This window comes from Citrobacter sp. 50677481, assembly GCF_001463265.1.
In the GTDB taxonomy this organism is placed as follows: Bacteria; Pseudomonadota; Gammaproteobacteria; order Enterobacterales; family Enterobacteriaceae; genus Citrobacter_A; species Citrobacter_A sedlakii.
The window spans coordinates 12,990-37,594 of sequence record NZ_LNHZ01000047.1 but is presented as its reverse complement, the minus strand read 5'-3'; the positions used below and the strand labels follow the sequence as shown (position 1 = coordinate 37,594).

Sequence of the window (24,605 nt, the reverse complement as noted above, 5' to 3'; positions counted from 1 at the left end):
CCAAAGCGGTCGAATAAAAAGAGACACTTGGAATGAGTGAAAACGGCAATAAAAACATAGCGATCGTTGAAGCATTCTCAGAAACAGACAAAAAGACCGGTGAAGTTGTTACGTTAGTTCCTAACACCAACAACACAGTTCAGCCTGTTGCTCTGATGCGTCTTGGTCTCTTCGTTCCGACGCTGAAATCGACCGCCAGGGGCAGAAAGGGGCAAATGGTCTCTATGGACGCCTCTGCTGAACTCAAACAGCTGTCTCTGGCCAAAGCCGAAGGGTACGAGGACATAAGGATCTCCGGCGTTCGTCTGGATATGGATAACGACTTCAAAACGTGGGTAGGCATCATCCACGCGTTCGCCAAGCACAAGGTTGTTGGCGACACCGTCACGTTACCGTTCGTCGAGTTCGTCAGGCTCTGTGGCATACCAACGGCCAGATCGTCCGCGAAGTTACGCAAGCGCCTGGACAGTTCTCTAACTCGTATTGCCACAAACACTATCTCATTCCGCAGTAAAGGCTCTGATGAGTATTACGTGACGCACCTTGTGCAGACAGCAAAGTACAGCACAAAGAACGACACGGTCTCGCTGCAGGCTGATCCTAAGATTTTCGAACTCTACCAGTTCGACAAAAAGGTTCTTCTGCAACTCCGGGCAATTAACGAACTCTCCAGAAAAGAATCCGCGCAGGCGCTCTACACCTTCATCGAAAGTTTGCCACCTGACCCGGCACCAATCTCGTTGGCTCGCTTACGCGCCAGACTTAACTTAACCAGCCGCACCATTACCCAGAACGCGACAGTCAGGAAGGCGATGGAGCAACTTCGGGAGATCGGCTATCTCGATTACACCGAAGTGAAGCGCGGCAGCTCGGTCTACTTCATCATCCACTATAGGCGGCCGAAGTTACGCCCGGCATTGCCACCAGCTAAAGCTGCGCCGGAAGAACCAGAAGAGCAGGAAGATAGCTTGCTTGGTGATGATCAGGAGGACATCATCGATGTTGTTCCTGAAGAAAAAGACGGTGAGATGGTCATGTTGAGCAAGGAAGAACTGGCGATTCTCGAAGAGCTACGCAAGGCAAAAGCTCGCAAATAGCCCAACCACTGTAGAGAGTAGAAAGGCTCACTATCCACTGTAGTGAGCCTTTTGTTTATCTGAAATCCGCTATCCACTGTAGTGAGTAACAACAACCGAAGAGTAACCACTGTAGGCAGTAGCGCTCAAATAACGAAATAAATGTTAGTGGTTACAAACCTAGATGAAACAAGGGCTGCGAGGTTAGTGGTCACTGGGTATCTTGTTAAATCCACTCTCTATAGTGGTTATCGTTGTTCCCGTCGTTATTGGCTATCCACTGTGGAGAGCAGAATCGGTTGGCCGTATTTACTAACCACTGTAGTGAGTAGATATCCGCTGAAAACAGTGAAGGTTTACTCTCCATAGTGGATACCCGCTGGAGAACGCATTCCATCACTCTCTATAGTGGTTGTTTGCTGCGGATGAACGCCTGTTTACTCCCTACAGTGGATAGCGACGTCGATAATCGCCACTTTACTCACTACAGTGGATACCGGATGTCACGGCAGGCGTTTTACTCACTACAGTGGTTATGGACCGGATACGCACGCGGTGAGCTGGCTACTCACCGCAGTGGTTAGGGTTATCAGTGGATTTTCTTCAGCAGACCCCAGAGTGTCCCGGCCTTCGTCGTGAGCTTACCTGTTTCCGGATCGTACATGCGCCATTCGCGACGCTGGTGGACAATGACACCGTCCTCACGTTCCAGTCGCTCCAGCACGCCGGGTTGCTTAAACCCTTTGGCACGCCAGTAGCCGCTTGTTTTTTCGATTTCCAGACCTGCCAGTGTAACCGCCATCAACCAACCTCCTTGCAGTCATCGAAAAGGTAGCTGGCGTTCTTCGCGTGAACGCCGTAGACATCACCTGATTTGTTGTAAACGAACTTATCTTCACCCACGCCAGACAGTTTGCCGTTACGTTTGGTGAGATAGGGGGAAGACAGGACGCGATCATCGCGCACAACATAAAACTGTTCGCCGCTGTCCACAACCATCGCGCCGTAGCTGGCTTTGATGACATTGCGGATCACGTCGTTCTTCACTTCGGCCACTGACATCTCACACTCATAGACGTGCGTGTCCGCGTAGACAGGGAGGGAGAGCAGCGCCAGAGCCAGGGCTATTTTCTTCATGCCACGACTCCTTTGATAACGCCGAATGCTGAGTCGAATACCAGCACTACGGCCAGCGCATTAACCATCGCACCATTAACAGGCGCCAGCGCTTTACGGATTGCTCCGGTGAAGATGCAATCGAGCACAAAAGCTATCGAGACAATAAGTAATAAAGTGTCTAATACAGTTTTCATGATAGGTAGATACTAACTTATATATTTTTTGCTGTAAATATCACTCAAAAGTGCTGATGCCTAAGATACGCTCAAGATGAGCCGCGTCTTCATCGCTTACCGGCATCGTGTCGTCGACGTACCAGCAACTACCGTTGTGCCAACAAACACCGTCATCATCGACATACACAGAATCCGCATCCATGCCTGTGTACTCAACGAGATTGCGCTCAATTGCCGCTTGAATTTCTTCATCGTTCAGCCCATCACACTTGACCATGAACAACGGGTAAACGTCATAGTCGGTGCTGGCTGAAATGCGAACCAAAATCTTCATGTGTTTTCTCCTTGTTGGTAAGTACTTATTTATATTAATGTGCGCCATGCGGCGCACAATCATTGTGTTCAGGCTGGTGGAAAGAACTTCTCCAGCGTGCGGTCGACAGCCTTATCAATGTGCATCAGATGCCAGACGACCATATCTTTGCTTCCCAGACCGCGGGTGTAGATCACGTCGAACTTACGCCAGGCGGCGTGAAACCAGTGCGGTGTATCATCAACCGGCAGATTCTCTCCAGCCTCCTTGAAGTACTTGAGCAGCATGGCCTGTTCAGCGGTGGGCGTCGGGCCAATCTCTTCCGCGTACATTCTGATGAAACGCTGCCAGTCGGCTTCATCTTCTGAAGGTTCCGGTGCGTTCATCTCTGCAATCGCCTCACGCAGCTGCGTCGCCCATTCTGGCTCCGGGAAGCCCTGGGCAATTTCGGTATCCACTACATCCAGCGCAGCGTTGGCCGCGTCATACAGTTTCTTCACGCTTTTTCTCCTGCATTAAAAGGAACACGGTCATTGCCGCTCTGAAAGGGTTAGGGTTCTGGATCAGATGTTGTGGCGTTGAGCTATCCACCGTTCTGTGGGTCGCTCTCCACTCGCCAGGCTGTCTGGCAGGGATTACGCCGATTCTGTGTCGGTAAATAATGTCCCACGCATCTTCCGGATCGTTACACCAGTCGAAGGTTCCGGCTCCGTTCGGGCCGATGGCGACCACTGCTGTGTAATCGCCTTCCTGTGAGCCTTTCCAGCCATATTGTGAGATGAGCGGTCGATGGCCGGTGGCTTCCGCGACCAGGCAGTTAATCTCAAAGTCTGTCATCTCGCTGTAATTTTTCATTCCCGATCTCCTTCTCATCCGTTGCCGAACAACTATGTGGCGTTGTCACTTTGTACTTCTACGGATGGTAATTCCGTATTAGTAACCAATTTGTTTTCTTATTGGTGATAATACGGAAATAAAAAAGGCGTCCAAGTGGACGCCGTATCTTTGAAAAGGCTGTTACTTCAACGCGATAAACGGAGTATTGGCCCCTTCAGTCATGTACTGAGGCAACTGGCCATTCCATTTGTTGATGGCTTCCAGCTCCATGACGTTCGGATTCTGACGTAATGCTTCACCGCGCAACTTGATGGCATCAGCTTCTGCTTGAGCACGCTTGCGGATAGCGTCGGCTTCACCTTCGGCTTGTTCACGCAGCATGTTCGCTTCTGCCTTGCGCTGTTCAACTTCCTGCTGGCGCTGGAGCGTTTTCTGGTTCGCGGTCACTTTGGCATTGATAGATTCGATGACAGTGTCCGGGTAGTCTGGTTTGCCCACCCATGACAGGCTAATAACCTCAATACCTACCGGTGACATTTCTGCCTGAATGTCTTTCAGCGCATTGTCGAGCAGAGACGCCTTGCCACCGTCGATGAACGTGTCGGTAGTCATGCGGCTGGCCAGACGGTTCAGTGAGTCCGCAATCTTCTGGCGCAGATCAGTGTCGGTAATGTCATCAACACCTTTGCGATAGGTCTGGAATACGGTAGTTACTTTGTCGCGATTAACCAGATATGCCACACCAATTTTGTGGCCGATGGCTGTACCGTCGCTCATCTGGAATGTGAACGGCTCATCGTAGGTTTTCATCTGTTTGAAAGTGGGGAAGGTGTACAGTTCGGTATTCAGACCAGTCCACTGACGGCCAACGCCGACAACTTCACCGATACCTTTGTCTTCACCCAATTTGTTTACCTTAATGCCAACGTATCCCGGTTCCACGCGATCGCAGCCGGTCAGACCCATTGTGCAAATAGCAGCCAAAGCCACCGCCAGTAAACCTTTCTTCATTACTTACTTCTCCTTAGTTTTATTGAGTGAGTTGATATACCTGCGGCCAGCTTTTAACAAGGCAACCGGGAAGACTACAGCGATGGCAAGTCCGATAAATAAGGCCAGATCGCTTTTAGCTGAGATAAGCGATGGAACCAGTAAACCGTAGATAAAGCAGACTGATATCACCGCTGAAACAGCCATGAGATAACCCTTGATCATGTGTTTCCTTTTGTCGTTTTTGTGCAGAAATGATAAGTAAGTACTTATATATTTTCAAGTATAAAAAAGGCGTCCAACGGACGCCTTGTGATTACGCTTCTTCTGTCTCTGCTGGGGACGACTCTTTCGCTCGCCGTTCGTCTATCGCCTGGAGTGCTGCGATGATTTCCGGGAGTGGCTTCTCGCGGTACATCTCGACGATCTGCGATTTGGTGTACTTCTTATCGCCAATTTCCACACGCCCGCTGGCGTTCTTGGGCAGGTATCCTTCCTCCAGCATGTACTCAACTAGCGATTCGATGACGTCCAGCCCGCGAGTCGGGTCGAAGTAGAATTTCCATGAGCATTTGCCAAACGGAGGCGCGACTTTGTTTTTAATGCACTCGGCGCCAACGTCCTGTCCGATCTTCTCTTTGCCATCCTTCATGACGGATGCACCCAGACGGATGCGCACCGACGCGTAGAACTTCGGAGAGTCGCCACCCGGAGACGTCGTCGGATCGCCAAACATCACGCCAATTTTGGTACGCACCTGGTTCAAGAAGATGATGCACGCGTTGTACTTACGCGCCCAAAGCGCCAGAGTAGGGAAGTTCGCACTCGTCGCGCGCGCCAGCGCCGTGTTGTCGTTCATGTTCAGCTGATCTTTGTCCTTCGCAGTGCCTTCTGCCATCTTGTCGAACTTCTCAGCCTTCGAGTTCGGAACCATCGACGCCAGAGAGTCGGCAACGATGCAGATAGGGGCTGTTTCCGGGATAAGCTCTTCGTCGCGCACCAGCTTGAGGATTGTGCCGATCAGCTCGACGGAGTCTTCGAAGGTATCCGGCTGTTTGTAAACCCACTGGCCGTCATCTTCGTCGGCGTTCAGTCCGTTCGCTACCGCCAGACCAACGTCGAAACTGTTTTCGTGGTCAAGGAATACGGCCAGACCATCCTGTTTCTGTGCTGACACCATCGCAGCCGTCGCCAAAAAGGTTTTACCGGCGCTTGGTGGCCCGAAGACTTCAACGATACGCCCACACGGAAAACCACCGTTGTAACGTCCGGAAATGGCTTTGTTCAGTGGAGGGAAACCGGAGTCAATCCAGTGGGAGACCTTCTGGATCTCGTCATTGCTGCCGATTTTCTTTTTCAGCGCCAGTGCCAGTGCGGATTTGCCTTTTGCCATGATTAGGCTCCTTTTGATTCGTTGATTCGCTTCGAAGCAGCGGCTTCGTCAAACTTGATTGCGTCGTGGTTCAGGTGTTTGGCGACGCGAGCGATGATCTTCACGACCTGCTCGCTGACCAGCGCGAACTCACGCTCAGTAGCAGAAATGCCAGCAGCGCCCAGAATGTTCGGCAGCGCCACCACAGCGTGCTCGCCGTGGCAGAAGACAATCTCTTTAGCCAGCATGGTTGGCGTAGTTGCCCCGCCATTAATGATGGATTTCAGCATCAGCAGTACCTCTCAAATGGCAGAACAAACACTTCCAGATCTTCCAGAAACGACTGGAAGTTCAGCTCGTAACACATCTGTTCGAAGGCATTCATGTCGCGTGCGCCTTTAATCGACTCGATTTCGCTGGGTGGGAATTTTGTGTCGATAAGGTTCATCAGCATCATGTTGCGCTTAAAGGCTTCGAGCATCCGGTAGCCCGTCTTCTCGTTGAAGGCGTTCTTTGCCAGCTTGTTGAATGCCGTCTTATAGCGACCTTTGTTGATGACAATGGAGCCGTCGTTAATGCCGCGTACCATTGCGGCCACGCTTCCCCATTCATGAAGCAGCTCTTTCGCGCCACCATCACCAATGCCGCCGACGCCTTTGATGTTGTCCGAGTTATCGCCCTGCAACGCTTTCGCTTCCAGAAACGCGCGTGGTGTTGGCAGACCTGTCAGCTCTGCGAACTGTTCGAAGTTCACCTGCTTGTGCTTGGCATCTTCACGCAGGCTTACCCAGCTCACATTCTCGCGAACCAGCTGGAGCCAGTCGCCATCGCCAGTCAGCAGGTAGATATGATCGACGGTCGGCTGCGGAGCCAGGCGAGAGACCAGCATTCCAGCCAGGTCGTCCGCTTCTGCGTCTTTTGCAATGAGTTGGTTAACGCCCAGCGCGGTCATCATTTTCAAGATGTACGGCTTCTGGATGGCAAAGCCTTCTTTCATCTTCTTCATATCCGGGTCGTCATCGCGATTCGCTTTGTACTCCGGGTAGAAGTCGCGACGTTTGTCGCTGAATCCATCCCACAAGATCATTGGGCGGGCATGGAGAATTGAGGCGTAACGACGAACGTTCTTCACGAAGCCAAAAGCCGCCTGAACTTCCATCTCGCCGTTGTGTAATTTGTCGGATTGCTGGTGGTAATAGCCCAGGCTGTTACCGTCCACAAAGAGATAATTCACCGGTACACTCCTTCCAAAAAGTAAGGCGTCCGTAGACGCCTTACTGGTCACGTTATGGGATTACAGAGCGTCCAGTTCAGCCAGCAGGTCATCGAGACCTTCGTCAGCTGGTACAGATGCAGCGGCGGCAGATGCTGAAGCACTTGCAGCTGCGGCGGCTTCCGGAGCTTTAACTTCTTCCGGTTTAGCTTCCGGTTTGAACTCAGCTTCAGCGGCACGCAGGATCTCTTCATCAACCAGGCTGGTGGACTCTGGAGCCGGAGTGTGTGCTGTAGCGACAGCAGCTGCGCCTTCCGTATGGCCAGTGATAGAGCCAAAGCCTGGCAGTTCAGCAGCAGCTGATTTTGCAGCGGAAGAAATGGCCGGAGAGGACATTGTTGCTGCCGGAGCCGCGATACCAATCAGACGACCCATAGTGCGAGCCGTAGACAGCAGACGGGTTTCGTCAGCCTGGTTCGCGTATGCGATCAGATCGTGTTGGGTAGTCCAGAGCTTCTCAGGAATGTCGCCTTTGTAGACTTTACGTTTCGGGGATACGTCGTACTTGGTGTCACGACCGGAACCGGTACGCTTAATCAGGAACGCATAGCCTTCTTCTTTGCTCAGTGGGTTGCCGATATCATCCGCAATATCTTCGGACATCACTTTGCAGATATCGTCGAAGACCGTAGACGGCAGCTCAATCAGCTGGCATTTCTCTGCGTCCGCAAAGTCTTCACGCGCAGACAGAACACCGTTGACCAGATAACGCGGTGTAGCACGCATACTGTTAATGCGCTCTTCCATCGCTTTGTTGCCCTTAAAGCGAGCACGACCTTCCATAACCATCTCACACAGCTGGCAAGCGTGGCCGTGGGTGTGCTGTTCGCAGATGTAGGCGGTGGTTACATCTTTGCCTTCCTCATTCTGATGCTTAACGTAGTGCATACCGAAAGTCTGGAAGAACACGCCATTCGGGTCGTCCTTGTTCGGAAAAATGCGCAGATAGTTATTGCCGTCTTTCAGACGGGTCAAATCAACGTTATTGCCACGTTTAGAAGCAATATCGCCACGGGTCTTGTTAAGCAGATCAAGTAATGACTTAGACATGTATTTCTCCTTGTTGTGATTGTGGCCATTGGCGCTATGCGCGTTGGGCGTTCGTTTATTCGTGGCTCTTTCGAGCGAGAAGAATAATAGATCAGTACTTACTTACGATCTAGCATAAATTAACGGGGGGAGTGGAAACGTTCGGCGCCCAAACGTTCAATCTCCACGATAGCCATTTTGGACGCCTGGACAATCATGTCGCGGCGGTGAGAGAAGGCGGCTACAGCGTGCTTGTACAGATCTGCAATGTGCCGGGCATCGTCGAGTTTCTGGCGCTTTGCGAGGTATTGCGGGTTGGTTCTTACCTTCGCCTCCAGTACGGACTCATTAAACTTAATGCCGTTCATACTCAGGTTCTTACGCTCATTGTCGTAGATTTTCGCCTCAATCGCATCGAGGGAGAGTTTTGCATCTGCGACTTCGCGTTCTGCCCGCGCCAGCTTAGAGCCGTACTCCATTAACAGGCGCGGTTGCTGACGCCAGACTTCCTCAAGATTGTCGCGGTCGAACTCCAGATCGGACATGATTTTTTCGTAGATATCGGTGCTCATGATATTAAGTTTCCACTTACATTGATGTATTAATTTTATCATGAGTAATGCAGGGTGTTGCATGTTGGAGCAAAAAATGGAGGTTATACAGATCTCCTGTTTGGTACTATTGTCGCTATACAAAAATGGTGGATACCGTCCCCAAATAAGAGGCTCAAATGGCAAAGGACACGAAACCCGGCCGCGCATTAATCAGCGCCATAAAATCCGAATCTGTAGTCGAACTTGGAAAAGAATATGTCGAACTAGGTCTTGATGCCTTGCTTGAATCTAAGGCTCTTGAATCCATCCCCTTCGTGAATACGCTGGTCGGTGTATATAAAACGGCAGGCCATATCCGCGACCAAATCTTCACGGATAAATTAGTTCACTTTCTGAACCCTTTGTCGGAGATGACTGAATCTGAGCGTATTGAAATGACTGACCGTCTGAATGATGACGACAAGTTCGCCGGTAAAGCAGGTGCCAGTCTGATCGAAATAATTGACCGTATGGAAAGTGAGAAAAAACCAGAGTTGGTGGCATCTTTCCTCAAGGCTTTTGCCAGGGAAGATATTGATTTCAATACTTTGAGACGCTTGCTTTATGCTCTTGAAAGAGTACCTGCCTTCGATATTGAACAATTGGCTGAATTTTGCCTAAGAGGAGGGTTTAGCTCTAGATCTAATGATGACCCACTCTTGGTAGGTTATGTTAATGCTGGTTTGGCAATAAACAACGGCGCAACTGATGGTGGTTATATTATTCCGACCAAGTTATGCAAAACTTTCGTTCAGGCTGGGGCGTTAAAAGCGAAAAAACCAGAAAATGACCTTGAACAGTTTTTTCAATAAACATAAACGGAGGCCGCAATGCCTCCGTTAACTGGTTATTGTTAGTTGTTGCCCAATGAACCGGCCATTGCTGCATATTTGATTTCATCAGCAGGGATCTCCGGGTGAAGTTTGATTTGCCTGATGACATAGGCTGGGACTTCATCTCCCCAAAGTTTGGCGGCGTCTTTGCAAACTTTATATGCGAAATCTCTGTGTTCAAATGCGTAGGATTTGCCGTAAGCATACTGCTGGCAGTTATAGACGTAAGCGCCGTAATCTCCATCCTTATCCGGGAAAGCACAACCTGACAGTGTGAGAATAGTAGCGGTCAGAGTCAGAGTTTTGATCATGCTTTTCATCGTTTTATCCTTAAAACTCAGGTTTCATTTGATCTGGGAACTTCTTGTATGCCGCGTAATAACTTCCCAGCGTGTAGGCTTTCAACTGCTGCTCGGTATCAACACGACATGAGGCGTCGTAACAAGCTCCACTGAGTATCCCGTACCCCGCAGCCTTCTTGTTCAGATCTGACTTTGCTTCCTCAATACTATTTTTGCCCATTGTTACTACACACCCTGACACAATAGCCTGAGCTTTTCTGTCGTTCATGGTCAGAATTACCGTGTTGGCCAGCTTGCTGTAGCCGTCATTTTTATACACGTCGGCGGCGAACTCCCTGCACTCTGAGTAATATGGGCTTGTTTTGACTTCGGCATAATCAGGCATTCTCATACCTGCACAACCAACCATTCCGATGCTTATTGATGCGATAAGTGTTTTTTTAATTAAGTTCATAACCCAAAGGCTCCGTATAAACGCTTATTTTTCAATTCAGTGCCATCGTTGGCGAACTATATGTTCCCAAAACCCACAAAAAAAACAAGACAACCCCGACTAGACTAGCGGCAAAACAAAACCCGCCAATCGGCGGGTTTTTGCTTTATGCGACTTTCTTACCAAAAATGTTGGATAGCGTGACTCTGGTCTGGCGTTTCAGCCTGTACTGTCTCACATCGCCAATCTTGTTCACTTCCATAAACTCTTTGGCCACCTTCAGCACCAGCCGATTGCGGAACACTTTGAACGCCTCCAGCTGTTCCTCTGGGTTATCCGATTCGTAAATCTCCAGCAGATACTGGCACGCCTTCGGATCTTGCGTTTTAAGCGCCAGCGCTCTGGCACATTTACGCAAACGACTGACTTTGTCGGCACCATCCAGCCCGGCGAACGCCAGCGCCAGATCTAACGTGACCGGGCAGTCGATGATTTCCCAGAACTGCGACCGCATGGTGGCCGCAACTGCTTTATCCTGAAAATCCGCTGGGATAGCCGCCAGCGCTTGTGCAATCTTCTGTGCCTCGTTCATGGTGTTCTCTTTATTCATTTGCTAATAGTCTCCGCTACCTCTGCCAGAATTGCTTCCAGCTTTTCGCCTTCTTCTGGGCGAAAGTACAAAATGTTCGGGTTAAATCCGTAGAAAACGGTCACATCCAGCTCTGGCAGATACTCTTTGCGTCCAACCAGGTCGGATGGTTTGCTCTTGTTGTTGAAGAGTGACGTCGCCCGGCTGCCACACGTCAGCACATAGGTCGGACGCACCAGATTGATCTCTTCACGCATAAAGTCGGTGAACTGGCCGATCTCGTCTTTGGTGTAGTCCTTCTCTTTGTCCTTCACCTTTTTGCACACGCCGGTGACGTAGAGATCGCCCATGCGCAGATCGCCTGCAGTAAGCAACTTCGCCTTAAAGTCGTCGTAGCCGTTCTCCATGAAGTAGCCGGTACGCCCATCATTGCCGTTCGCGTTGTCCAGAATGACCATGATTTTCGGCTTAATGCCAATGCTTGGGCGGATCAGGTCGTCTCCCAGACCCATTTCGGCCGCCATGCGAGTCATCAGTACATTCACTTCAGCAGAGCGCTTAGGGTTCATCTCGAACGGTCGAGAGGCTTTTACAGCGTCGATCACCAGATTGCCCATCAACTCTGCCTGGTCGCGCAGTCGTTCCGGATCTGTCGCTGGCAGACTGCCAGGCTCAATCGATGCGAACGCACCTACTTTTTGCAGTGACTCGCGTACCCGGCTGTTACACGCACGCTTCTCGACCGCTTCCTCAAATTGCTCAAGTGACTCGAATTTCCCGCCAACTTTCTCACGCGCTCTCATGATGGCCTGGCATCCGTTCTCAGAGCAGCCTTTCACAGCAGAGAATGGCGCATACAGTACCTGGCTGCCGTCTTCCAGCGTGCGGATCTCAATTCGGTTAGATGACACGTTAACATCTGGTGGCAGTACGCGAATGCCATAGGTCAGCGCATCCTTAACCAGCCCCTGGTGCTTATCCTCGCCCAGAATGGTGAGCGCAGCAGCGAAGAACTCAGCAGGGTAATGTGTCTTTAACCACATAGACTGATAGCTGATCAGCGAGTAGGCAACGGAGTGTGATTTGTTGAACTGATACGCACCGTTCTTCTCGAAGGCATCCCAGATCTCCTTCGCTTTTGTTTCTGATAAGCCCGGTTGTGACCCTGTAACGCGTACGGCAGCCATAGGCAATTTCACACCTGTCTCCAGCGCTTCTTCGACCGTCCGCAGTGCGCCGTCCTCACATTTGAAGTGTTCCGCGCGGTGAATACGCTGCGTGGTGTCGTCTTCCATCTCAACGTCGATCCAACCAGCTTGAGCCTGAACGACGAACTTCTCGCCCATGCTCTTCATCTTTTCCATATCCTTTTTACCGATCGCTTTACGCACACCATCAGCTTCGGCCATCGTGAAGCCGGCCAGCAATCGTGTCGCGTTCATCGTCTGTTCCTGATACAGAATCACGCCGTTGGTTTCCGCGGTAAGTTCGTCCAGTACCGGGTGCAGCGACTGTGGAGCCATGAAGCCTTTGGCCACGGAGACATAGTCGTCCAACATGCCTGATTGAATCGGGCCAGGTCGGAAGAGTGCGGTCGTGGCGACAACGGTTTTGAAGCTCATTGGCTCAATGCCACCGCCCAGATCTTTAAGCAGCTTGCGCATGGGGCCGGACTCCAGCTGGAATACTCCCTGCGTGTACCCTGCAGCGAACCCATCCAGAACCTTGCGATCGTCCAGTGGGATAGCATCGAGATTGATGTCTTCCCCGGTACTCTCTTTGATGTAGCGTTTCGCGCTATCCAGTAGATCGAGCGTTGCCAGACCGAGAACGTCCAGCTTAATCAACCCCATCGCCTCGCAGTAACGTTTATCGAACGCAATACAGCGAGCGTTGCCACGCAGCTCGACGGGCGTGCGCTCTACCAGTGGAACGCCAGCGACGATCATCCCCGCAGCGTGACGGCCAAAGCCACGCATCAGGCTTTGCAGCTTACACGCCGCTTTGAACGCTTCCGGGTTTTTCGTGGCGTATTTGTCCAGGCTGGCCAGTTGTTCGCGCAGCTCTTCCAGAGATAGGCTATCGTCTTCCAGGTTCTTGAACTCTTTGGATACCGCCATATCCGCAGCGTCGACACCGTAAATACGCGCAGTGTCACGCAGCGCAGAAGCGGCGCCCAGATAGGTGAAGTTCGGAATACCGGCAACGTAATCTTCGCCATAGCGTTCATTCAGATACTCGATCACCTCATGACGACGTGCCTGGCTGAAGTCCAGATCCGCATCCGGCAAGTCGAGACGTTCAGGGTTGATGAAACGCTCAAACAGAAGTCCGTGACGGATAGGATCGACGTTGGTTATGCCGATGCACCACGCCACCAGAGAACCGGCAGAGGAACCACGACCTGGCCCGACAGGAATGCCAGTTTCACGGCTGTGATTCATCAGGTCGCGCACCATCAGGAAGTAGCCGCAGAAGCCCAGACGGGTCAGCGTGTCCATTTCGTACTTCAGGCGATCAACATACACACGGTGCTCAGAAGCCGGTGGTGTGTAGCCAAACTCTTTGGTAGTAAGACGCTTGCGCAGCCCCGCGACAGCCAGCTTCATCAGCGTTGCAGGCTCGTCGTCTGCCATCTTGGGTAGTGCTGGTGGCAATTCATGCCAGCGCCATGTGCAGGCTTCAATAATGGTGTCCTGCGTTGTTGAGGCCATTGCAGCTGTTACCGGCACATCCATTCGAACGGAGAAGGCTTTCAGTGCTTCAAGGAGATGGCGGCGACCATTAACGGCGTTATCTCGCTGGTGGGGAATACGCAGACGATGCGGCTGGTCTATTTTGATGTTGTTCGTAACCATGTGCGCAATGTCTTTAATGTCAGCGTCGTCTACCGCTTCGTAATAAGCGGGATAGAACGCCACTGGCTCTATTTTCAGTGCGCTCGCCACTTTCATCGCCCGGACGTTAATCTGGTCGTAGAATGGGGTAGGGTGCGGATAAACCACGCTGTAGAAGTTATCGCGTCCTCCAGCTGTCACCAGCGTCCCGATAATCTTTGCGAAGTCCCGGCGCTGGAATACACTGCCAATGTCAGACGTCAGCAGGATGATGTTGCCTTTGGCATATGCGGCCGCCAGCTGGTCAAGCGCCAGACGCGGGACAAAGTAGAATTGCTCGCGCTTGTTGGCTAAGGTCATCAGTTCGCACACGTCGCGATAACCTTGCTCATTCTTTATCAGTGCCGTGAAGCAGTAGCTGGAATCACGTACCAATGATTCCATACATCCACCTGACTCTTTCGCCAGGCGGGCGCGGTGCTCGTATGTCGGATCGTCGACCACATTCAGCTTAACACCACAAATAACCGCCATGTCGTCGCCAGCGGCACGCTGCAGGGGGATCACACTGGCAATGTTCATGCTGTCAGCGGAAATGACAGCGGTGTATCCAGCTTCTCTCGCGATTTTCACCGCGTTTTCTGCTTTTAGAGCCGACTCTCCCAGGGAGAAGTCAGTTCTGACCATCAGAGCCTTCATGTGTTTTTACCTTTCTGGTTTTCTTGATTTTGTCATTGGGGAAGCCAACGAACTTCCCATACATCGAAATCGCAACCTCTTTGGCTGACTGGTGGCACTCGGGCCTATCCGGACACACCAGACAAGCCCGGCCAGTTTCAGACGCTGCGATAAGAGAGCCGAAACATCCTTTACGCACGATTAACCGAAGATCTTCTGAACCACTTCACGCGCTGCCTGTGCAGACGTGGATGGAAGTTTATTGATAAACGACTTTTCGATGCCGGCAGAGAAATCACCGCGCATCATTCCGATTTTTGCGGACAGCAGCAGCTCGCGAGGGCCGATTGGCTGGCTGATCAGATGCTGTTCATAACCTTCACGGACAAGGTTCGCGAATTTCACCATCTTCTCGGCGTATTCGCGGATGACGCCAGCCTCAGCCAGCATGTTGACTTCAGCCTTAGTGCTCATGTACTTCACGTTCGAAACAATGCCGAAGCGCGAGAAGTTCGCCGCGTTCTGGATGTTCGTCCCTTGATAGAGACCCGTTTCGTCGCCAGAGCCGTTAGTGTTGCCAGTGCCAATGAAGGCAAAGCGTTTATGCGGAGTGATACGGCGCCAGTCCGGAGTTGCCTCTTTGATGATCAGCGGCTCTCCTTCAAGAACTGGCTGGTACACACCCAGAATCTGCGGGAACGCGAAGTCATATTCATCAGCGAGGTACACCCAGCCATTTTTCATCGCCAGCGCCAGCAAACCCGGCTCGAAGTAGGTGGAGCCATCGCGAGCGAGGATCTGGCCTGTAACGTGTGCTTCTTCCATAGACGCCGTATGCTGGGCGCGGATCAGTGGTCGATTCAGCAGGGCGCATAGCTGCGTAGGAAGAGAAGATTTACCGGTTCCTGCATGACCCCAGAGATAGCCTGGGATTCCGATTTCCAGCATCATGAAGATGTCTTTAATCAGGTCGAAGTCGCCATACACATAGTTCTTCTTCGCTTCCGGTACGAACTCCGGATATGGCGTGTTGACGTTGACTGTCACCTGCAGTGGTTTTCCGCGTGGCGTTCCCAGCTCTTTGATCGTTACGCCAAGCAGCTCGTGCGCGGCCACCAGTTCGGTCTTGTATTCGACCGTTCCTGCGTAGCCCGGATGTGCGCTAATCTCCGCTACTTTTCCTTCGCCTGAATGCTTTTCGGCACGCTTCTCATTGAGTTTGGCCAGTGCCGTGCGAGAGATCGTTGGTTCATCCGGAAACGCAGAGGTGTACATTTTCACCACGTCGTCCACGTCCATACCTTTCGCGGACTCAGGAATGTTCTCGCAGCGGCCCATAGAGATATGGGATTTCAGGTAATGAAAGGATTTGCCACACCACTTGCAGACGATGGCTTCCGGCAAATGTTCTTCTTGCTGTAGTGCAGTAGCGGTCATGTGTTTTTCCTTACTGTTTGTCGTTCGTGGGGTATATCTTATATAAATATATCAGGCTGTATAGTAAGTGATTACTTATTTTTACGGGTAAAGCTATTACCCAAGAATGATACGAGATAACTCTGTGACGACTGACGGCCCTAACTCTTCTACGCTGTTTACCAGTGCGTAATTTTTGTAGTAACGCCGTGGTGCGTCGGTCAGAACGCCGATAGCCATCAAATCGATGTCACTCAACGTCTCAATTTCTTTGGTGACGGTTCGCAAATGCTGATGGAACCCATCGCCTGCAGCACATGGCGCCCCGTCGCTCATAACCAGCATGATCTTCTTGTCCTCCATTCGCCCTGCAAACAGAGTCGCCAGCTGCGCGACGCTCTCACCATCGACGTTATTGAGCAGGGGGAACGTCTCACACACGCAGCCCATGCGGGCGCGGATCTCTGGAGAGTTAGCTTTCTCATTCCAGTTTTTGATAATGGGCAGCATTAGCGCCTCGAAACGAGTAAACCCGCGCTTCGACATGGTTTCATAATCCGGACTACCAAACGTGGTAAAGCCGGTGATGATGTTAGGCACATTGATACGATCCAGTGCATCCGCAATGGTGTAGGCGCTGGCGAGTGCCAGTTGAATCTTCCTGCCGCCCATTGAGCCGGACAAGTCGATCACCTGCTGGACGCACGCGTTCACGGCTCTGTGGTCTTCTTTCTTGCGGAATACGCGGTCGTCGTTCATTGCCAGACGATACAGGTTCGCGCCATGTATCCGCCCACGTCTCTGGCCTGGGATAAACTGAACTCGGTTGCGGCTGGCGATAGCTCGCTCCAGGTCTTTGGCCAGAGTCGAAGAAACGCCTGCTGACAGATGTTTTTCGATTTTCAGTTCAAAGAGTTTTCTACCTTCCGGAACCATGCGGTAGCGATCGACCGGTGAGTGCATTGGGATTGCGCCGAACGTCTTTCTGGTGCGCTTTACATGCTCTTCAGCCTCATCAATCAACCCGATAAAGTCGTATGAACGATCGTATGGGCGATACTCAGAAAGTGAGGTACTCATAAGCTCTTTGCTGATGGTGGCCGACAGCGCGTCTTCGGTCATTTCGCCTGTTCCGTCTCCCATCTCGTCGAGCGCCTTGAGTGCTTCCTCCAGAGTCATTTCATCCGGAGCGGGAACAAAACCTGACTCACTGTCTTCAGGCGCTTCCGCGGCATCTTCATTTTCTTTGCCTTCGCCGTCTGTGTGATCGGCTGCGTCATCTTCCTCTTCCTCTTCTCCTTCTCCTTCGGACTCCCCGTGACCAGCATCAGAGTCTTCGCCGTCATCACTATCACCATCGCCAGCGGCGCCAGAGCCATAACCATCGGAGTCATCGGCGTCTTCGCGAATTCCATCACCAAGCGTTGGAGAGCCAGTGTCATCACTACCACCTTCGTCATCAGAATCACCTGATTCCATGCCGGCATCATCGGATTCTGGGGTGTCTCCTGATTCCTCTTCGCCTGCTTCTGTATATTTACTTTCTGTATCACTAATTTCTTTATCTTCTGTAGGTAAGTCCCTATCTACTGATTCAGGCAAATCAGAATCCCCAGACTCTTCCTCTTCTGAGGCATCATCTTCTTGTTCTTCCTTGTCGTCGTCTTCGCCTTTGGTACGCTTTGGTGCTGATTCACTATGAGTCGGTTCATCACCGGCTTCTGGGGTTTCCTCTGACTCGTCCTCACTCTTCGACGGCTTCCTAGCAGACGATTTCAGCTCTGGTAATTTGCCCTCTGGCTTGTCTTTCATATCCTGCATGATTTGGGCGATAGCAGCTGCGACCTTCACACAGTCTTCTGTGTTCGACATATTGCGAACGGCCACGTCGATCCCATGCTCTTTGAGCAAGGCTACAGGCTTATCGATGAGGTGCCAGTGTTCTTCCATAAAGTCGATGAAAGGGCTTTGGCCATCCCAGGCGCGGACGACCGGGCAAAGGAAGAATTTCAGGAACAATTCACGCTGGTTGCCGTGGCAGATTGAAACCGCCTCTGACACTTTGCCCTTGAAGTATTTGTCGATCACCAGGTTCTGTGTGGCCAGCAAATTGCGACGAGTTCCGTTGAATACCTGTCCCATTCTGCGTTCAATAAAAACGTCTTCCAGCGCGTTCCAAAGCCCGGTAGACGGAGCCTTTCCTTTCTCGCGCATCTTCATTGCGACTTTCGGATCAGTAAAGAGGATATGGGCTACCTCATGGTCGAGAAAACCACGCACTGCGTTCATGAGGGTTGGCGATGCGTCGTCAGGTATAGATGGGATATTTACCAGCACTGGTTCGCCGCGCCGGTTGTAGCGGACATATGCTTCATTGCCTCGCTCTGCAACAGGTATCTGTTTACCTGAAAGCATCGCTACAACTCGTTTTACGCAGTCGCGGAAGTCCTGTACCTCTTTCAGCACAGATCTGGTCATGGCTTTGGACATGAGAATTTCCTTGTTATTAAAACAATTTGTTTTCTGATATGCGTAATTTATCACTGTACGAACAGGCGACTAAGCTGTTCGTACAGGCTTCTATCGGCAGGAATGTGTTTTAAATGGTTCTCACGGCTAGAGAGCCGCAACCAGTATTGATGAGAGTGAAATGTTTATTTTTTAGCTCAAAAGTGAAAACCGTCGTATCAACCATCTCCACGGGAAGCTCTTCGGATTCCAATTCCGTCAGGATCGTCGCCACGCCATCCAGTCCAATCGCATACGCGTGTCCAACCTCAAGGGCGGTCAATTTAGAAGTTATATTTTTCATTTCATATCATCCAACTGAACACATTTGAAAGTTTGGCAATACTACTACCTATTGTATCAATATGGAATGCGTCTATATCAGATACGTCTTACTTTTGCCTGTAAGCTAATAGTGACAAATTGCCTAAAAAACATAGTATAATAGCGGTGTTCCAGGGGCTTAGTACCTATCGAAATTAAATAGATAAGTCTTTACAACCCTGGCCTTTGCTGTAATATCAGTAAGCACTTACCAGAGATAAACAAAACACGCAAGGTTCACTACATGGCTACCAACGAAACAGAGATCAAACAAGGTCGCTACGCAGCTTACATTGACTCGTTAATCACAATCTCGCCTAAAAGTCAGGCCACCATTGCCAAAGAGGTTGGGTACAAGAACGCCAACAACCTCTCTCTCATTAAAAGTGGCAAAATCCCTCTGCCGGTAGATAAAGTTCGAGCTTTAGCTAAAGCGCTGGATGCGGACCCGGTTCGACTGATGCTGATGGTTCTGGAGGAACGCCACCCTGAGTTACTCGAATTTTTTCGCGAAGAGGGAACTGCGCCTCTCTCCGCTGATGAAAAACTTGTTCTAGAAGCGTTCCGTAACCGTTTTAACGGTCAGCAGGGCGCATCAGAAAAGGTGGTCGAGGCCATCAAGTCACTGTGAGAAATTTACACGAATAAGCTCGGTGGCTAGACGATCTCCCTTGAATTTGTGGTCTATCTCGTCTAAGTCTGTTTGATTAACGATAGATGCGATGTACGCTGAGAAATTGTTCAAGGCGTCTCGCATCTCATCCATATAATCGTGGCGATCATAGACGCGATCTATCCCTTCAAGGCTGTGGTTCATAATCTTACGAGCAACTTCCTGATTGATCCCCAGCGCGGGGAAATAACTACGCGCTGTACGTCTCAGGTCGCGTGGAGTAAATGACTCAACCTCCATCAACTCAGGTCGTTCTAGTATCCTTCTCAGTGCCTGGGCGATGGCCACCTTAGACATTGGCGTATCCACGCCCTTCTTCTTATTCGAAGGAACGAGCCACTGGCTGCCTTTCCCGTACTCAAACAACTCTTCCACGCATTTGCGCATTAATGGGCTTAACGGCAGCGCGTGCTGTCTGGCCGATTTGTTACGCGTACCTTGATTCCATACATCACGTTGAAGGTTGAACTCATCCTTTCTGGCCCGGAGCACTTCATCGGGTCGTCTGGCAGCAACAAGACAGAGCCTGGCCGCCCACTTTGTACCTTCGCACACATTGAAGTAATCCCAGACGTTCCAGAATACCCAGACCTCGGCGTCGGTCAGCTTACGTTCGCGCGGTACTGGCTTTGCGCCACCGGCAACTCTGTTGAGCGACATATCATTCAACGGTGATGTATCAATCAGCCCCTGAAAGGCACACCAGCTCAGGAACTGTTTCATCAGGGAGAACACACGTCTGCCCTGGACGATCTTGCCTTCCAGTATCAGCGGGTTCACCAGCTGGTTGACCAAGACCCTACTTATATCACTTACCTTTACTTCAGAGATATGCGGCATCACATGTATCAAAACACAATGAACAGCTATTTCAGGTCGACGCCTCGTTATCAGTAAAGATAAGCGAGTGAATAACATGAAGGCGGAAGAAAACGACATGTCTCCGTCGAATTTGGCGGTCGACATTGCCGACAAACTGGAAGCGCGTTCGAGGTACTCGATGGCTTCCCGAGAGGTGTTTTCTGCTGCGCGTGCTTTATCAAAGGTGTTTTTCATCGTCCACTCACTGAGTGAAGCCTTTTTACTGTATGCATAAACAGTATATTAGGCATAAGTTTTTGTATGATCAACCATAAAATAGCCTGTTTTGTACAATGATTCCATACTTAATAGGTATGGAATCATTTTGAGCCGTTTTTTAAAAATCTGCGCCTGTTTTCAGGATGATTGGCCTAAACAAAAAATTGTGTTTCGTACTGGTATTTGCTTGAATGGGCGCATGTTTTGAAGACATGGAAAATCAGTGAACAATCTAATTCATTGGGACGACCCATTCTCAGAAGAATTCGGCAATGGGATGGTATACAGACAATTTGCAGTGGGAAGCACGCTTTATGCCGTTGGGTTTGAACAAATATTGACGATGGATGATTTCACCCGTAAGGGGGTAGATATCCTGAATGTGCATCCAGCATTCCGGTTTCCACAGAACGGTGTATGGGGCGTGATTTTCGACGAAATTGACCCAATACTGATGGATTTCAAAGGATTTCAGCATATTCAACATCAAGGACTAGCCGGTGGGCAAGTGCTCATGAACGTTGCAAGTATAATTCTTGACCATTATACTGTTTGTAACGCAGGTGCTTATGTCTTCTCGGCCGCAGACGACCATCAGCATTTGCGTAGAACCGACTTGGCAGACATTTACTGCAAGCTACTCGGCCTAAATGGAGAACGTAAAAGTCGGTTGTTCGACAAAGGTTTTCCTGGATGGGAAGCATATTGTGATGTACCAACAGGAGGAAGAGGTTATGTCGTCACGACTGAAAGTTATTAATTATTATTCTACCTCTGCCGAACGTCTGAGCCTTGAAATGGGCGAAAGACTACAGAAAGCTGCTGGTAAGGATTTAAAGAACAAGCTGGAATCAGGAGAGATCAAACTGATTAACGGCAGATATGTAGGTGAAAGCCTGAAAGTTAATCGCTCATCTACGCTGAAAGCGCGGTTGCGTAAAGCGCACATCCCCGCTCAATAAAAAAGGCCCGTATGGGCCTTTTTTGTTTTATAGCGTACTCACCAACGCCGCAAATTCCGTATAACCCCCGATAGGCTCACCATTTACGAACACCTGCGGTATGGTATCCACCGGCTTGCCAACCAGGTCGCTCAACTTTTCTTTGCCGATCCCGGCAGACACAATGTCGATGTATTCGTAATCGCCAAAGCCGTGGCCGTGCAGCTGCTTCGCCAGCTCGACCGCACGTTTGCAGTATGAGCAATTATCGCGTCCATAGATAACGACCTTCATCATTTCACCTCGTGCAGCTGCTGCTTGAGAAGATAGCCTTCCAGTGGCCAGATTTTGGCAATCGCGTTCTGGCGTGCAATTTTACGCCCGATCTCCGGATCAAAGTTCTCCGGGCTTGCGCACGCAGACTCGCCGGTGACGACAAAGCCGTTGCGCAGCACCAGAACGCAGAAAGTTAGAAGAGATAGCACCTCATATTCTTTTCCCAGATCGTCTTTGTTGTGCCAGATTTGCTCAACTTCTTCACCGCCCGATTTAGCTCCATCATACGCGCTAAAATAATGCTCGCTTTGAATAATGCCCTCAATGTGCTGGGGAGTAATACGCGGTGCCGTTTTGCCTTTGGCCATAATCTCTTTTTCGATATCCATATCGGTCATTTTGGTTTCCTTACATTAAAAACGAGCGATCCGGGCACGAAGAATTAGGTCATACGCCTTCATCGTGTCCAGCTGCTTAATGAGGATGATGCGGTCGACATACAGCAGGCGAGCAAACTCGTCGCCGGCAATGTACGCCTCCAGTTCTTTGATGCGGCCACACAGTGCTTCGTGTTCATCCATGACACGTTTCTGGTGTGGCAGGTACTCTTTGGTCATTGGCTTTCCCTTACTGATAGGCTTCCAGTGCGACTTTGCATAGCTCAGAACGCACGCAGTCTTCGGTCGAAAACTCAATAAGGCCAACATGGGAGGAAGGTTTAAAACGCTCCAGTGCATCTTCCAGACCAGACTTAACGTTGCCAGGCAGGTCGCATTGCGTCACGTCTCCGTTCACAATGACTGTTACGTTCTCGCCCATACGGGTCAGGAACATTTTCATTTGTGACGCCGTAACGTTTTGTGCCTCATCCAGAATGACTACAGCGTTCTCGAACGTGCGTCCACGCATGTAAGCGAAGGGGGCAATCTCTACTTTGGCCACCTCTGGCTTTAAGCAATATTCAAGGAACGAGCCACCCAAACGCTTCTGTAGCACGTCATAGACGGGCCGGAAGAACGGAGCGAACTTCTCGCTCATGTCTCCCGGAAGGAAGCCCAGATCTTCTTCTGCTTGCAATACCGGACGCGTCACGATGATCTTCCCGACTTCCTTATCCAACAGACGCTGCGCTGCGACGGCAGCAGCCAGGTAGGTCTTGCCGCAACCGGCTTCACCAGTGGCGAACGTCAGAGGTTTGGTATCGAGGGAGATGAGATAGTGGGCCTGGGCCTCGTTACGCGCCTCGATGGGAGAGTTGTCGCGTTTAGGTTTTGGTGGCAGAGCAGGGGCGGCGGCCAGCTCGTCAACGATGATTGTGTCAATTTCGTAGCCGTGGATGCGTGGTTTTGACTTCAGTGCCTGACGAGCTGCGCGACGCGCCTGTTTACGTTTGTTTCCCATATTGAGTCCTTTCAAGTGAGTCACTGAAAGAACTATACCGACAAATAATAGGTAAGTCATTACCTATTTTGCATGTGTTATCCCTCTACCATGTAGAGGAATATCGTCATGACTCACGGCAGTTTTGCTCTAATTTCGAGTAATTTATGGGCCGCGACACTGATGTCATACGCCAGATCTTGGGTTTCGTTAATTATATCGTAATGGCGTTCAACCTCATCAGGGCTGAACTGTCTGATTTTGGGTATGTCTATATAGTCATAATACCCGCCAAACCCTCCAGCGCAACGCTGTCTGAACAGCGCACAAAAGTTGTTAACTTTGCCGATCAACGCTATACGAAGTCCTTCTAAAACAACATCATTGAAGCTGTAAAAAGGATTGTTTGCAATGCTATCAAAAGCGTAGAGAGGGTCGGTAATGTTGGTACTAACTTTTGCTCGAAACTGTTCGCTCTTCAGTATTTGGAGGTAGTTGTAATTAAAAATATCAGTAATAGCTTTTAGAACACCGACGTCTCTTTCTGAGTAATTGTTCTGGCTCACCTGGTGCGTCATTTGAAGCAGTAAAGATTGCTGAGTTTCGGCCAGTTGCTTCCAGTTTTTCAATTGCTCAACGGAATAGATAGTGTGGTCAGAGTCAATGAGTGCGCCATGTGAACGACACATCCATATACCGTTATCAATCGAGCTTCGCTGTTCTGGGGTCAAGCTAGGATCATATCTCGGCCCACCTGGCGCTGCTGCTGTAATATGGGCCGCAATGCCATTATTAATCCTGCCGTTTGTATCACCGCTATCCGGGCCTACTGTTGTCTGGTTGCAGCCAAGAAAAGAGCATTTCCAGCCTACGCGTTCGGCCAGTGTTCGCTTCACCGATTGGGGAAAATCATCTCTGTTACTCACGATTAACCTCGCTGTGTTTAAACAATCTTATGGTTATTTGTTAGTGGCGTTTGTCTTCTTCCAGACGCGCCGTTTTTAAGTGTTTGTCGGTAAAGGTAAGTAACGTTACGCCCTCATCTTTATTCATGAAACCGGCACCGTTTATCATCATGATCAGGCGCTCTTTGCCGCGGAATACCTCATAATACTTTCCCGCTGCACAAGACATTGTCTTGGCACATTCCAGTCCATTCAAGGCTGTCTCATCAAATACCTGGTCTTTAGTGGCAACCGGCTTACCGTATTCTTTAGTAAGCATTTCGTCGAGCTGCATGAAGGTATATTTGCCGACGTTAGTAGTCATGCTCGACTCAACTTTGCCGTCAATTAATCCACCAGAGGTATGCGGTTCCTTGCCTTCAGCCGCAGTTTTATCGAACAGAACGAAGGCTTCGATGTTTGGGGTTCGTTTTTCAAAGTGGGTTTTGTACTGGCTCTCAAGGGAGTTTTTGTCTTGGCCTATCAGCGTGATTTTATCTACTTCAGACTCGTTACATCCCGTTAGAGCGAGCGCGATCACCAGAGAGGCGAGAATATTGAGGTTGCGCTTTTTCATTTATGCTATCTCCATGCAAACAGCCACGCACCTATT

General features: G+C 50.4%; 32 protein-coding genes. 5 read left to right on the top strand and 27 right to left on the bottom strand.

The genetic code is table 11. The features are described 5' to 3' along the window. Positions 1 to 32 precede the first annotated feature (32 nt). Complete coding sequence (repA, locus tag APU02_RS11070; RefSeq protein ID WP_047722236.1) at positions 33 to 1,097, top strand: replication protein RepA; 1,065 nt, start codon at positions 33 to 35, stop codon at positions 1,095 to 1,097. Positions 1,098 to 1,665: 568 nt separating this feature from the next. Here repA and APU02_RS11065 read toward each other — a convergent pair. The 13 genes from APU02_RS11065 to APU02_RS11005 form a co-directional block, all read right to left on the bottom strand. Continuing rightward, positions 1,666 to 1,878, bottom strand: a complete 213-nt coding sequence (locus APU02_RS11065; protein ID WP_006812558.1) for a hypothetical protein — start codon at positions 1,876 to 1,878, stop codon at positions 1,666 to 1,668. Further along, entirely contained in the window at positions 1,878 to 2,213 is a 336-nt protein-coding gene (locus APU02_RS11060; RefSeq protein WP_023180917.1) for a hypothetical protein, read from the bottom strand. Before APU02_RS11060 ends, APU02_RS11065 begins: the two co-directional genes overlap by 1 nt. Continuing rightward, entirely contained in the window at positions 2,210 to 2,389 is a 180-nt protein-coding gene (locus tag APU02_RS11055; RefSeq protein WP_004110036.1) for a hypothetical protein, read from the bottom strand. The genes APU02_RS11060 and APU02_RS11055 overlap by 4 nt, the downstream gene beginning before the upstream one ends. A 40-nt stretch (positions 2,390 to 2,429) precedes the next feature. Beyond that, positions 2,430 to 2,705 (bottom strand): hypothetical protein, encoded by a 276-nt coding sequence (locus tag APU02_RS11050; protein ID WP_004110038.1) that lies wholly within the window; start codon positions 2,703 to 2,705, stop codon positions 2,430 to 2,432. A gap of 68 nt (positions 2,706 to 2,773) precedes the next feature. After that, on the bottom strand, positions 2,774 to 3,184 hold the full coding sequence (locus APU02_RS11045; RefSeq protein WP_032655922.1) for a hypothetical protein: 411 nt from the start codon (positions 3,182 to 3,184) through the stop codon (positions 2,774 to 2,776). Further along, positions 3,168 to 3,539 carry a DUF2591 domain-containing protein gene (locus APU02_RS11040; RefSeq protein ID WP_060570060.1) on the bottom strand — a complete coding sequence of 124 codons (372 nt, stop codon included), beginning with the start codon at positions 3,537 to 3,539 and terminating at the stop codon, positions 3,168 to 3,170. The genes APU02_RS11045 and APU02_RS11040 overlap by 17 nt, the downstream gene beginning before the upstream one ends. 162 nt (positions 3,540 to 3,701) lie before the next feature. Then, a complete protein-coding gene (locus APU02_RS11035) occupies positions 3,702 to 4,532 on the bottom strand; it encodes an SPFH domain-containing protein (RefSeq protein WP_004110049.1) in 831 nt (276 codons plus the stop codon). 3 nt (positions 4,533 to 4,535) lie between these two features. Then, positions 4,536 to 4,736, bottom strand: coding sequence for a hypothetical protein (locus APU02_RS11030; RefSeq protein ID WP_000589750.1), 201 nt, complete (start codon positions 4,734 to 4,736; stop codon positions 4,536 to 4,538). A gap of 91 nt (positions 4,737 to 4,827) precedes the next feature. Next, the gene (locus tag APU02_RS11025) at positions 4,828 to 5,904 is read right to left on the bottom strand and encodes a recombinase (RefSeq protein ID WP_047722232.1); all 1,077 of its coding nucleotides are present in this window, start codon (positions 5,902 to 5,904) and stop codon (positions 4,828 to 4,830) included. Between the two features lie 2 nt (positions 5,905 to 5,906). Next, a complete protein-coding gene (locus APU02_RS11020) occupies positions 5,907 to 6,173 on the bottom strand; it encodes a hypothetical protein (RefSeq protein WP_000920226.1) in 267 nt (88 codons plus the stop codon). After that, entirely contained in the window at positions 6,173 to 7,117 is a 945-nt protein-coding gene (locus APU02_RS11015) for a 5'-3' exonuclease H3TH domain-containing protein (protein WP_047722230.1), read from the bottom strand. The genes APU02_RS11020 and APU02_RS11015 overlap by 1 nt, the downstream gene beginning before the upstream one ends. A gap of 60 nt (positions 7,118 to 7,177) precedes the next feature. After that, positions 7,178 to 8,206: a hypothetical protein gene (locus tag APU02_RS11010; RefSeq protein WP_047722229.1), complete on the bottom strand. Its 1,029-nt coding sequence runs from the start codon at positions 8,204 to 8,206 to the stop codon at positions 7,178 to 7,180. Positions 8,207 to 8,325: 119 nt separating this feature from the next. Beyond that, a complete protein-coding gene (locus tag APU02_RS11005; RefSeq protein ID WP_000102109.1) occupies positions 8,326 to 8,757 on the bottom strand; it encodes a hypothetical protein in 432 nt (143 codons plus the stop codon). Positions 8,758 to 8,915: 158 nt separating this feature from the next. On the opposite strand from APU02_RS11005, the gene APU02_RS11000 reads away from it, so the two are divergent. Next, positions 8,916 to 9,590: a hypothetical protein gene (locus APU02_RS11000; protein WP_047722227.1), complete on the top strand. Its 675-nt coding sequence runs from the start codon at positions 8,916 to 8,918 to the stop codon at positions 9,588 to 9,590. Positions 9,591 to 9,631: 41 nt separating this feature from the next. Here the strand turns inward: APU02_RS11000 and APU02_RS10995 are convergent, their stop codons facing one another. From APU02_RS10995 to APU02_RS10965, 7 genes are all read right to left on the bottom strand, one after another. Continuing rightward, entirely contained in the window at positions 9,632 to 9,931 is a 300-nt protein-coding gene (locus APU02_RS10995) for a hypothetical protein (protein WP_047722225.1), read from the bottom strand. 10 nt (positions 9,932 to 9,941) lie between these two features. Then, positions 9,942 to 10,367, bottom strand: a complete 426-nt coding sequence (locus APU02_RS10990; RefSeq protein ID WP_047722224.1) for a hypothetical protein — start codon at positions 10,365 to 10,367, stop codon at positions 9,942 to 9,944. Positions 10,368 to 10,512: 145 nt separating this feature from the next. Further along, the gene (locus tag APU02_RS10985) at positions 10,513 to 10,956 is read right to left on the bottom strand and encodes a hypothetical protein (protein WP_002213143.1); all 444 of its coding nucleotides are present in this window, start codon (positions 10,954 to 10,956) and stop codon (positions 10,513 to 10,515) included. Then, entirely contained in the window at positions 10,953 to 14,471 is a 3,519-nt protein-coding gene (dnaE, locus tag APU02_RS10980) for a DNA polymerase III subunit alpha (protein ID WP_060570059.1), read from the bottom strand. The genes APU02_RS10985 and dnaE overlap by 4 nt, the downstream gene beginning before the upstream one ends. Positions 14,472 to 14,651: 180 nt before the next feature. Then, positions 14,652 to 15,887 carry an AAA family ATPase gene (locus APU02_RS10975; protein WP_058672025.1) on the bottom strand — a complete coding sequence of 412 codons (1,236 nt, stop codon included), beginning with the start codon at positions 15,885 to 15,887 and terminating at the stop codon, positions 14,652 to 14,654. A 96-nt stretch (positions 15,888 to 15,983) separates the two neighbouring features. Then, positions 15,984 to 18,356, bottom strand: coding sequence for a porphyrin biosynthesis protein (locus tag APU02_RS10970; RefSeq protein WP_047722219.1), 2,373 nt, complete (start codon positions 18,354 to 18,356; stop codon positions 15,984 to 15,986). A 109-nt stretch (positions 18,357 to 18,465) separates the two neighbouring features. After that, positions 18,466 to 18,678, bottom strand: coding sequence for a hypothetical protein (locus APU02_RS10965; RefSeq protein WP_004110118.1), 213 nt, complete (start codon positions 18,676 to 18,678; stop codon positions 18,466 to 18,468). Positions 18,679 to 18,942: 264 nt separating this feature from the next. Between APU02_RS10965 and APU02_RS10960 the strand changes: the two genes are divergently transcribed. Beyond that, entirely contained in the window at positions 18,943 to 19,329 is a 387-nt protein-coding gene (locus APU02_RS10960; RefSeq protein ID WP_000224608.1) for a transcriptional regulator, read from the top strand. Here APU02_RS10960 and APU02_RS10955 read toward each other — a convergent pair. Beyond that, positions 19,321 to 20,427, bottom strand: coding sequence for a site-specific integrase (locus APU02_RS10955; RefSeq protein WP_047722216.1), 1,107 nt, complete (start codon positions 20,425 to 20,427; stop codon positions 19,321 to 19,323). The genes APU02_RS10960 and APU02_RS10955 overlap by 9 nt on opposite strands. Positions 20,428 to 20,674: 247 nt before the next feature. Between APU02_RS10955 and APU02_RS10950 the strand changes: the two genes are divergently transcribed. Continuing rightward, complete coding sequence (locus APU02_RS10950) at positions 20,675 to 21,211, top strand: hypothetical protein (RefSeq protein ID WP_050194547.1); 537 nt, start codon at positions 20,675 to 20,677, stop codon at positions 21,209 to 21,211. Next, the gene (locus tag APU02_RS10945; protein WP_047722215.1) at positions 21,186 to 21,413 is read left to right on the top strand and encodes a hypothetical protein; all 228 of its coding nucleotides are present in this window, start codon (positions 21,186 to 21,188) and stop codon (positions 21,411 to 21,413) included. The genes APU02_RS10950 and APU02_RS10945 overlap by 26 nt, the downstream gene beginning before the upstream one ends. A gap of 27 nt (positions 21,414 to 21,440) precedes the next feature. Here the strand turns inward: APU02_RS10945 and APU02_RS10940 are convergent, their stop codons facing one another. The 6 genes from APU02_RS10940 to APU02_RS10915 all read right to left on the bottom strand — a co-directional run bounded on the left by APU02_RS10940 (position 21,441) and on the right by APU02_RS10915 (position 24,569). Then, positions 21,441 to 21,686 (bottom strand): GrxA family glutaredoxin, encoded by a 246-nt coding sequence (locus tag APU02_RS10940; protein ID WP_047722214.1) that lies wholly within the window; start codon positions 21,684 to 21,686, stop codon positions 21,441 to 21,443. After that, the gene (locus APU02_RS10935; RefSeq protein WP_000131231.1) at positions 21,686 to 22,066 is read right to left on the bottom strand and encodes a Gp49 family protein; all 381 of its coding nucleotides are present in this window, start codon (positions 22,064 to 22,066) and stop codon (positions 21,686 to 21,688) included. Before APU02_RS10935 ends, APU02_RS10940 begins: the two co-directional genes overlap by 1 nt. A 15-nt stretch (positions 22,067 to 22,081) precedes the next feature. After that, positions 22,082 to 22,285, bottom strand: a complete 204-nt coding sequence (locus tag APU02_RS10930; protein ID WP_000159906.1) for a hypothetical protein — start codon at positions 22,283 to 22,285, stop codon at positions 22,082 to 22,084. Positions 22,286 to 22,295: 10 nt separating this feature from the next. Then, positions 22,296 to 23,069, bottom strand: coding sequence for a phosphate starvation-inducible protein PhoH (gene phoH / locus APU02_RS10925; protein ID WP_047722213.1), 774 nt, complete (start codon positions 23,067 to 23,069; stop codon positions 22,296 to 22,298). Between the two features lie 113 nt (positions 23,070 to 23,182). Beyond that, positions 23,183 to 23,974 (bottom strand): hypothetical protein, encoded by a 792-nt coding sequence (locus APU02_RS10920; protein ID WP_230330257.1) that lies wholly within the window; start codon positions 23,972 to 23,974, stop codon positions 23,183 to 23,185. A gap of 40 nt (positions 23,975 to 24,014) precedes the next feature. Beyond that, positions 24,015 to 24,569, bottom strand: coding sequence for a hypothetical protein (locus tag APU02_RS10915; protein WP_000747129.1), 555 nt, complete (start codon positions 24,567 to 24,569; stop codon positions 24,015 to 24,017). Positions 24,570 to 24,605: the final 36 nt, after the last annotated feature.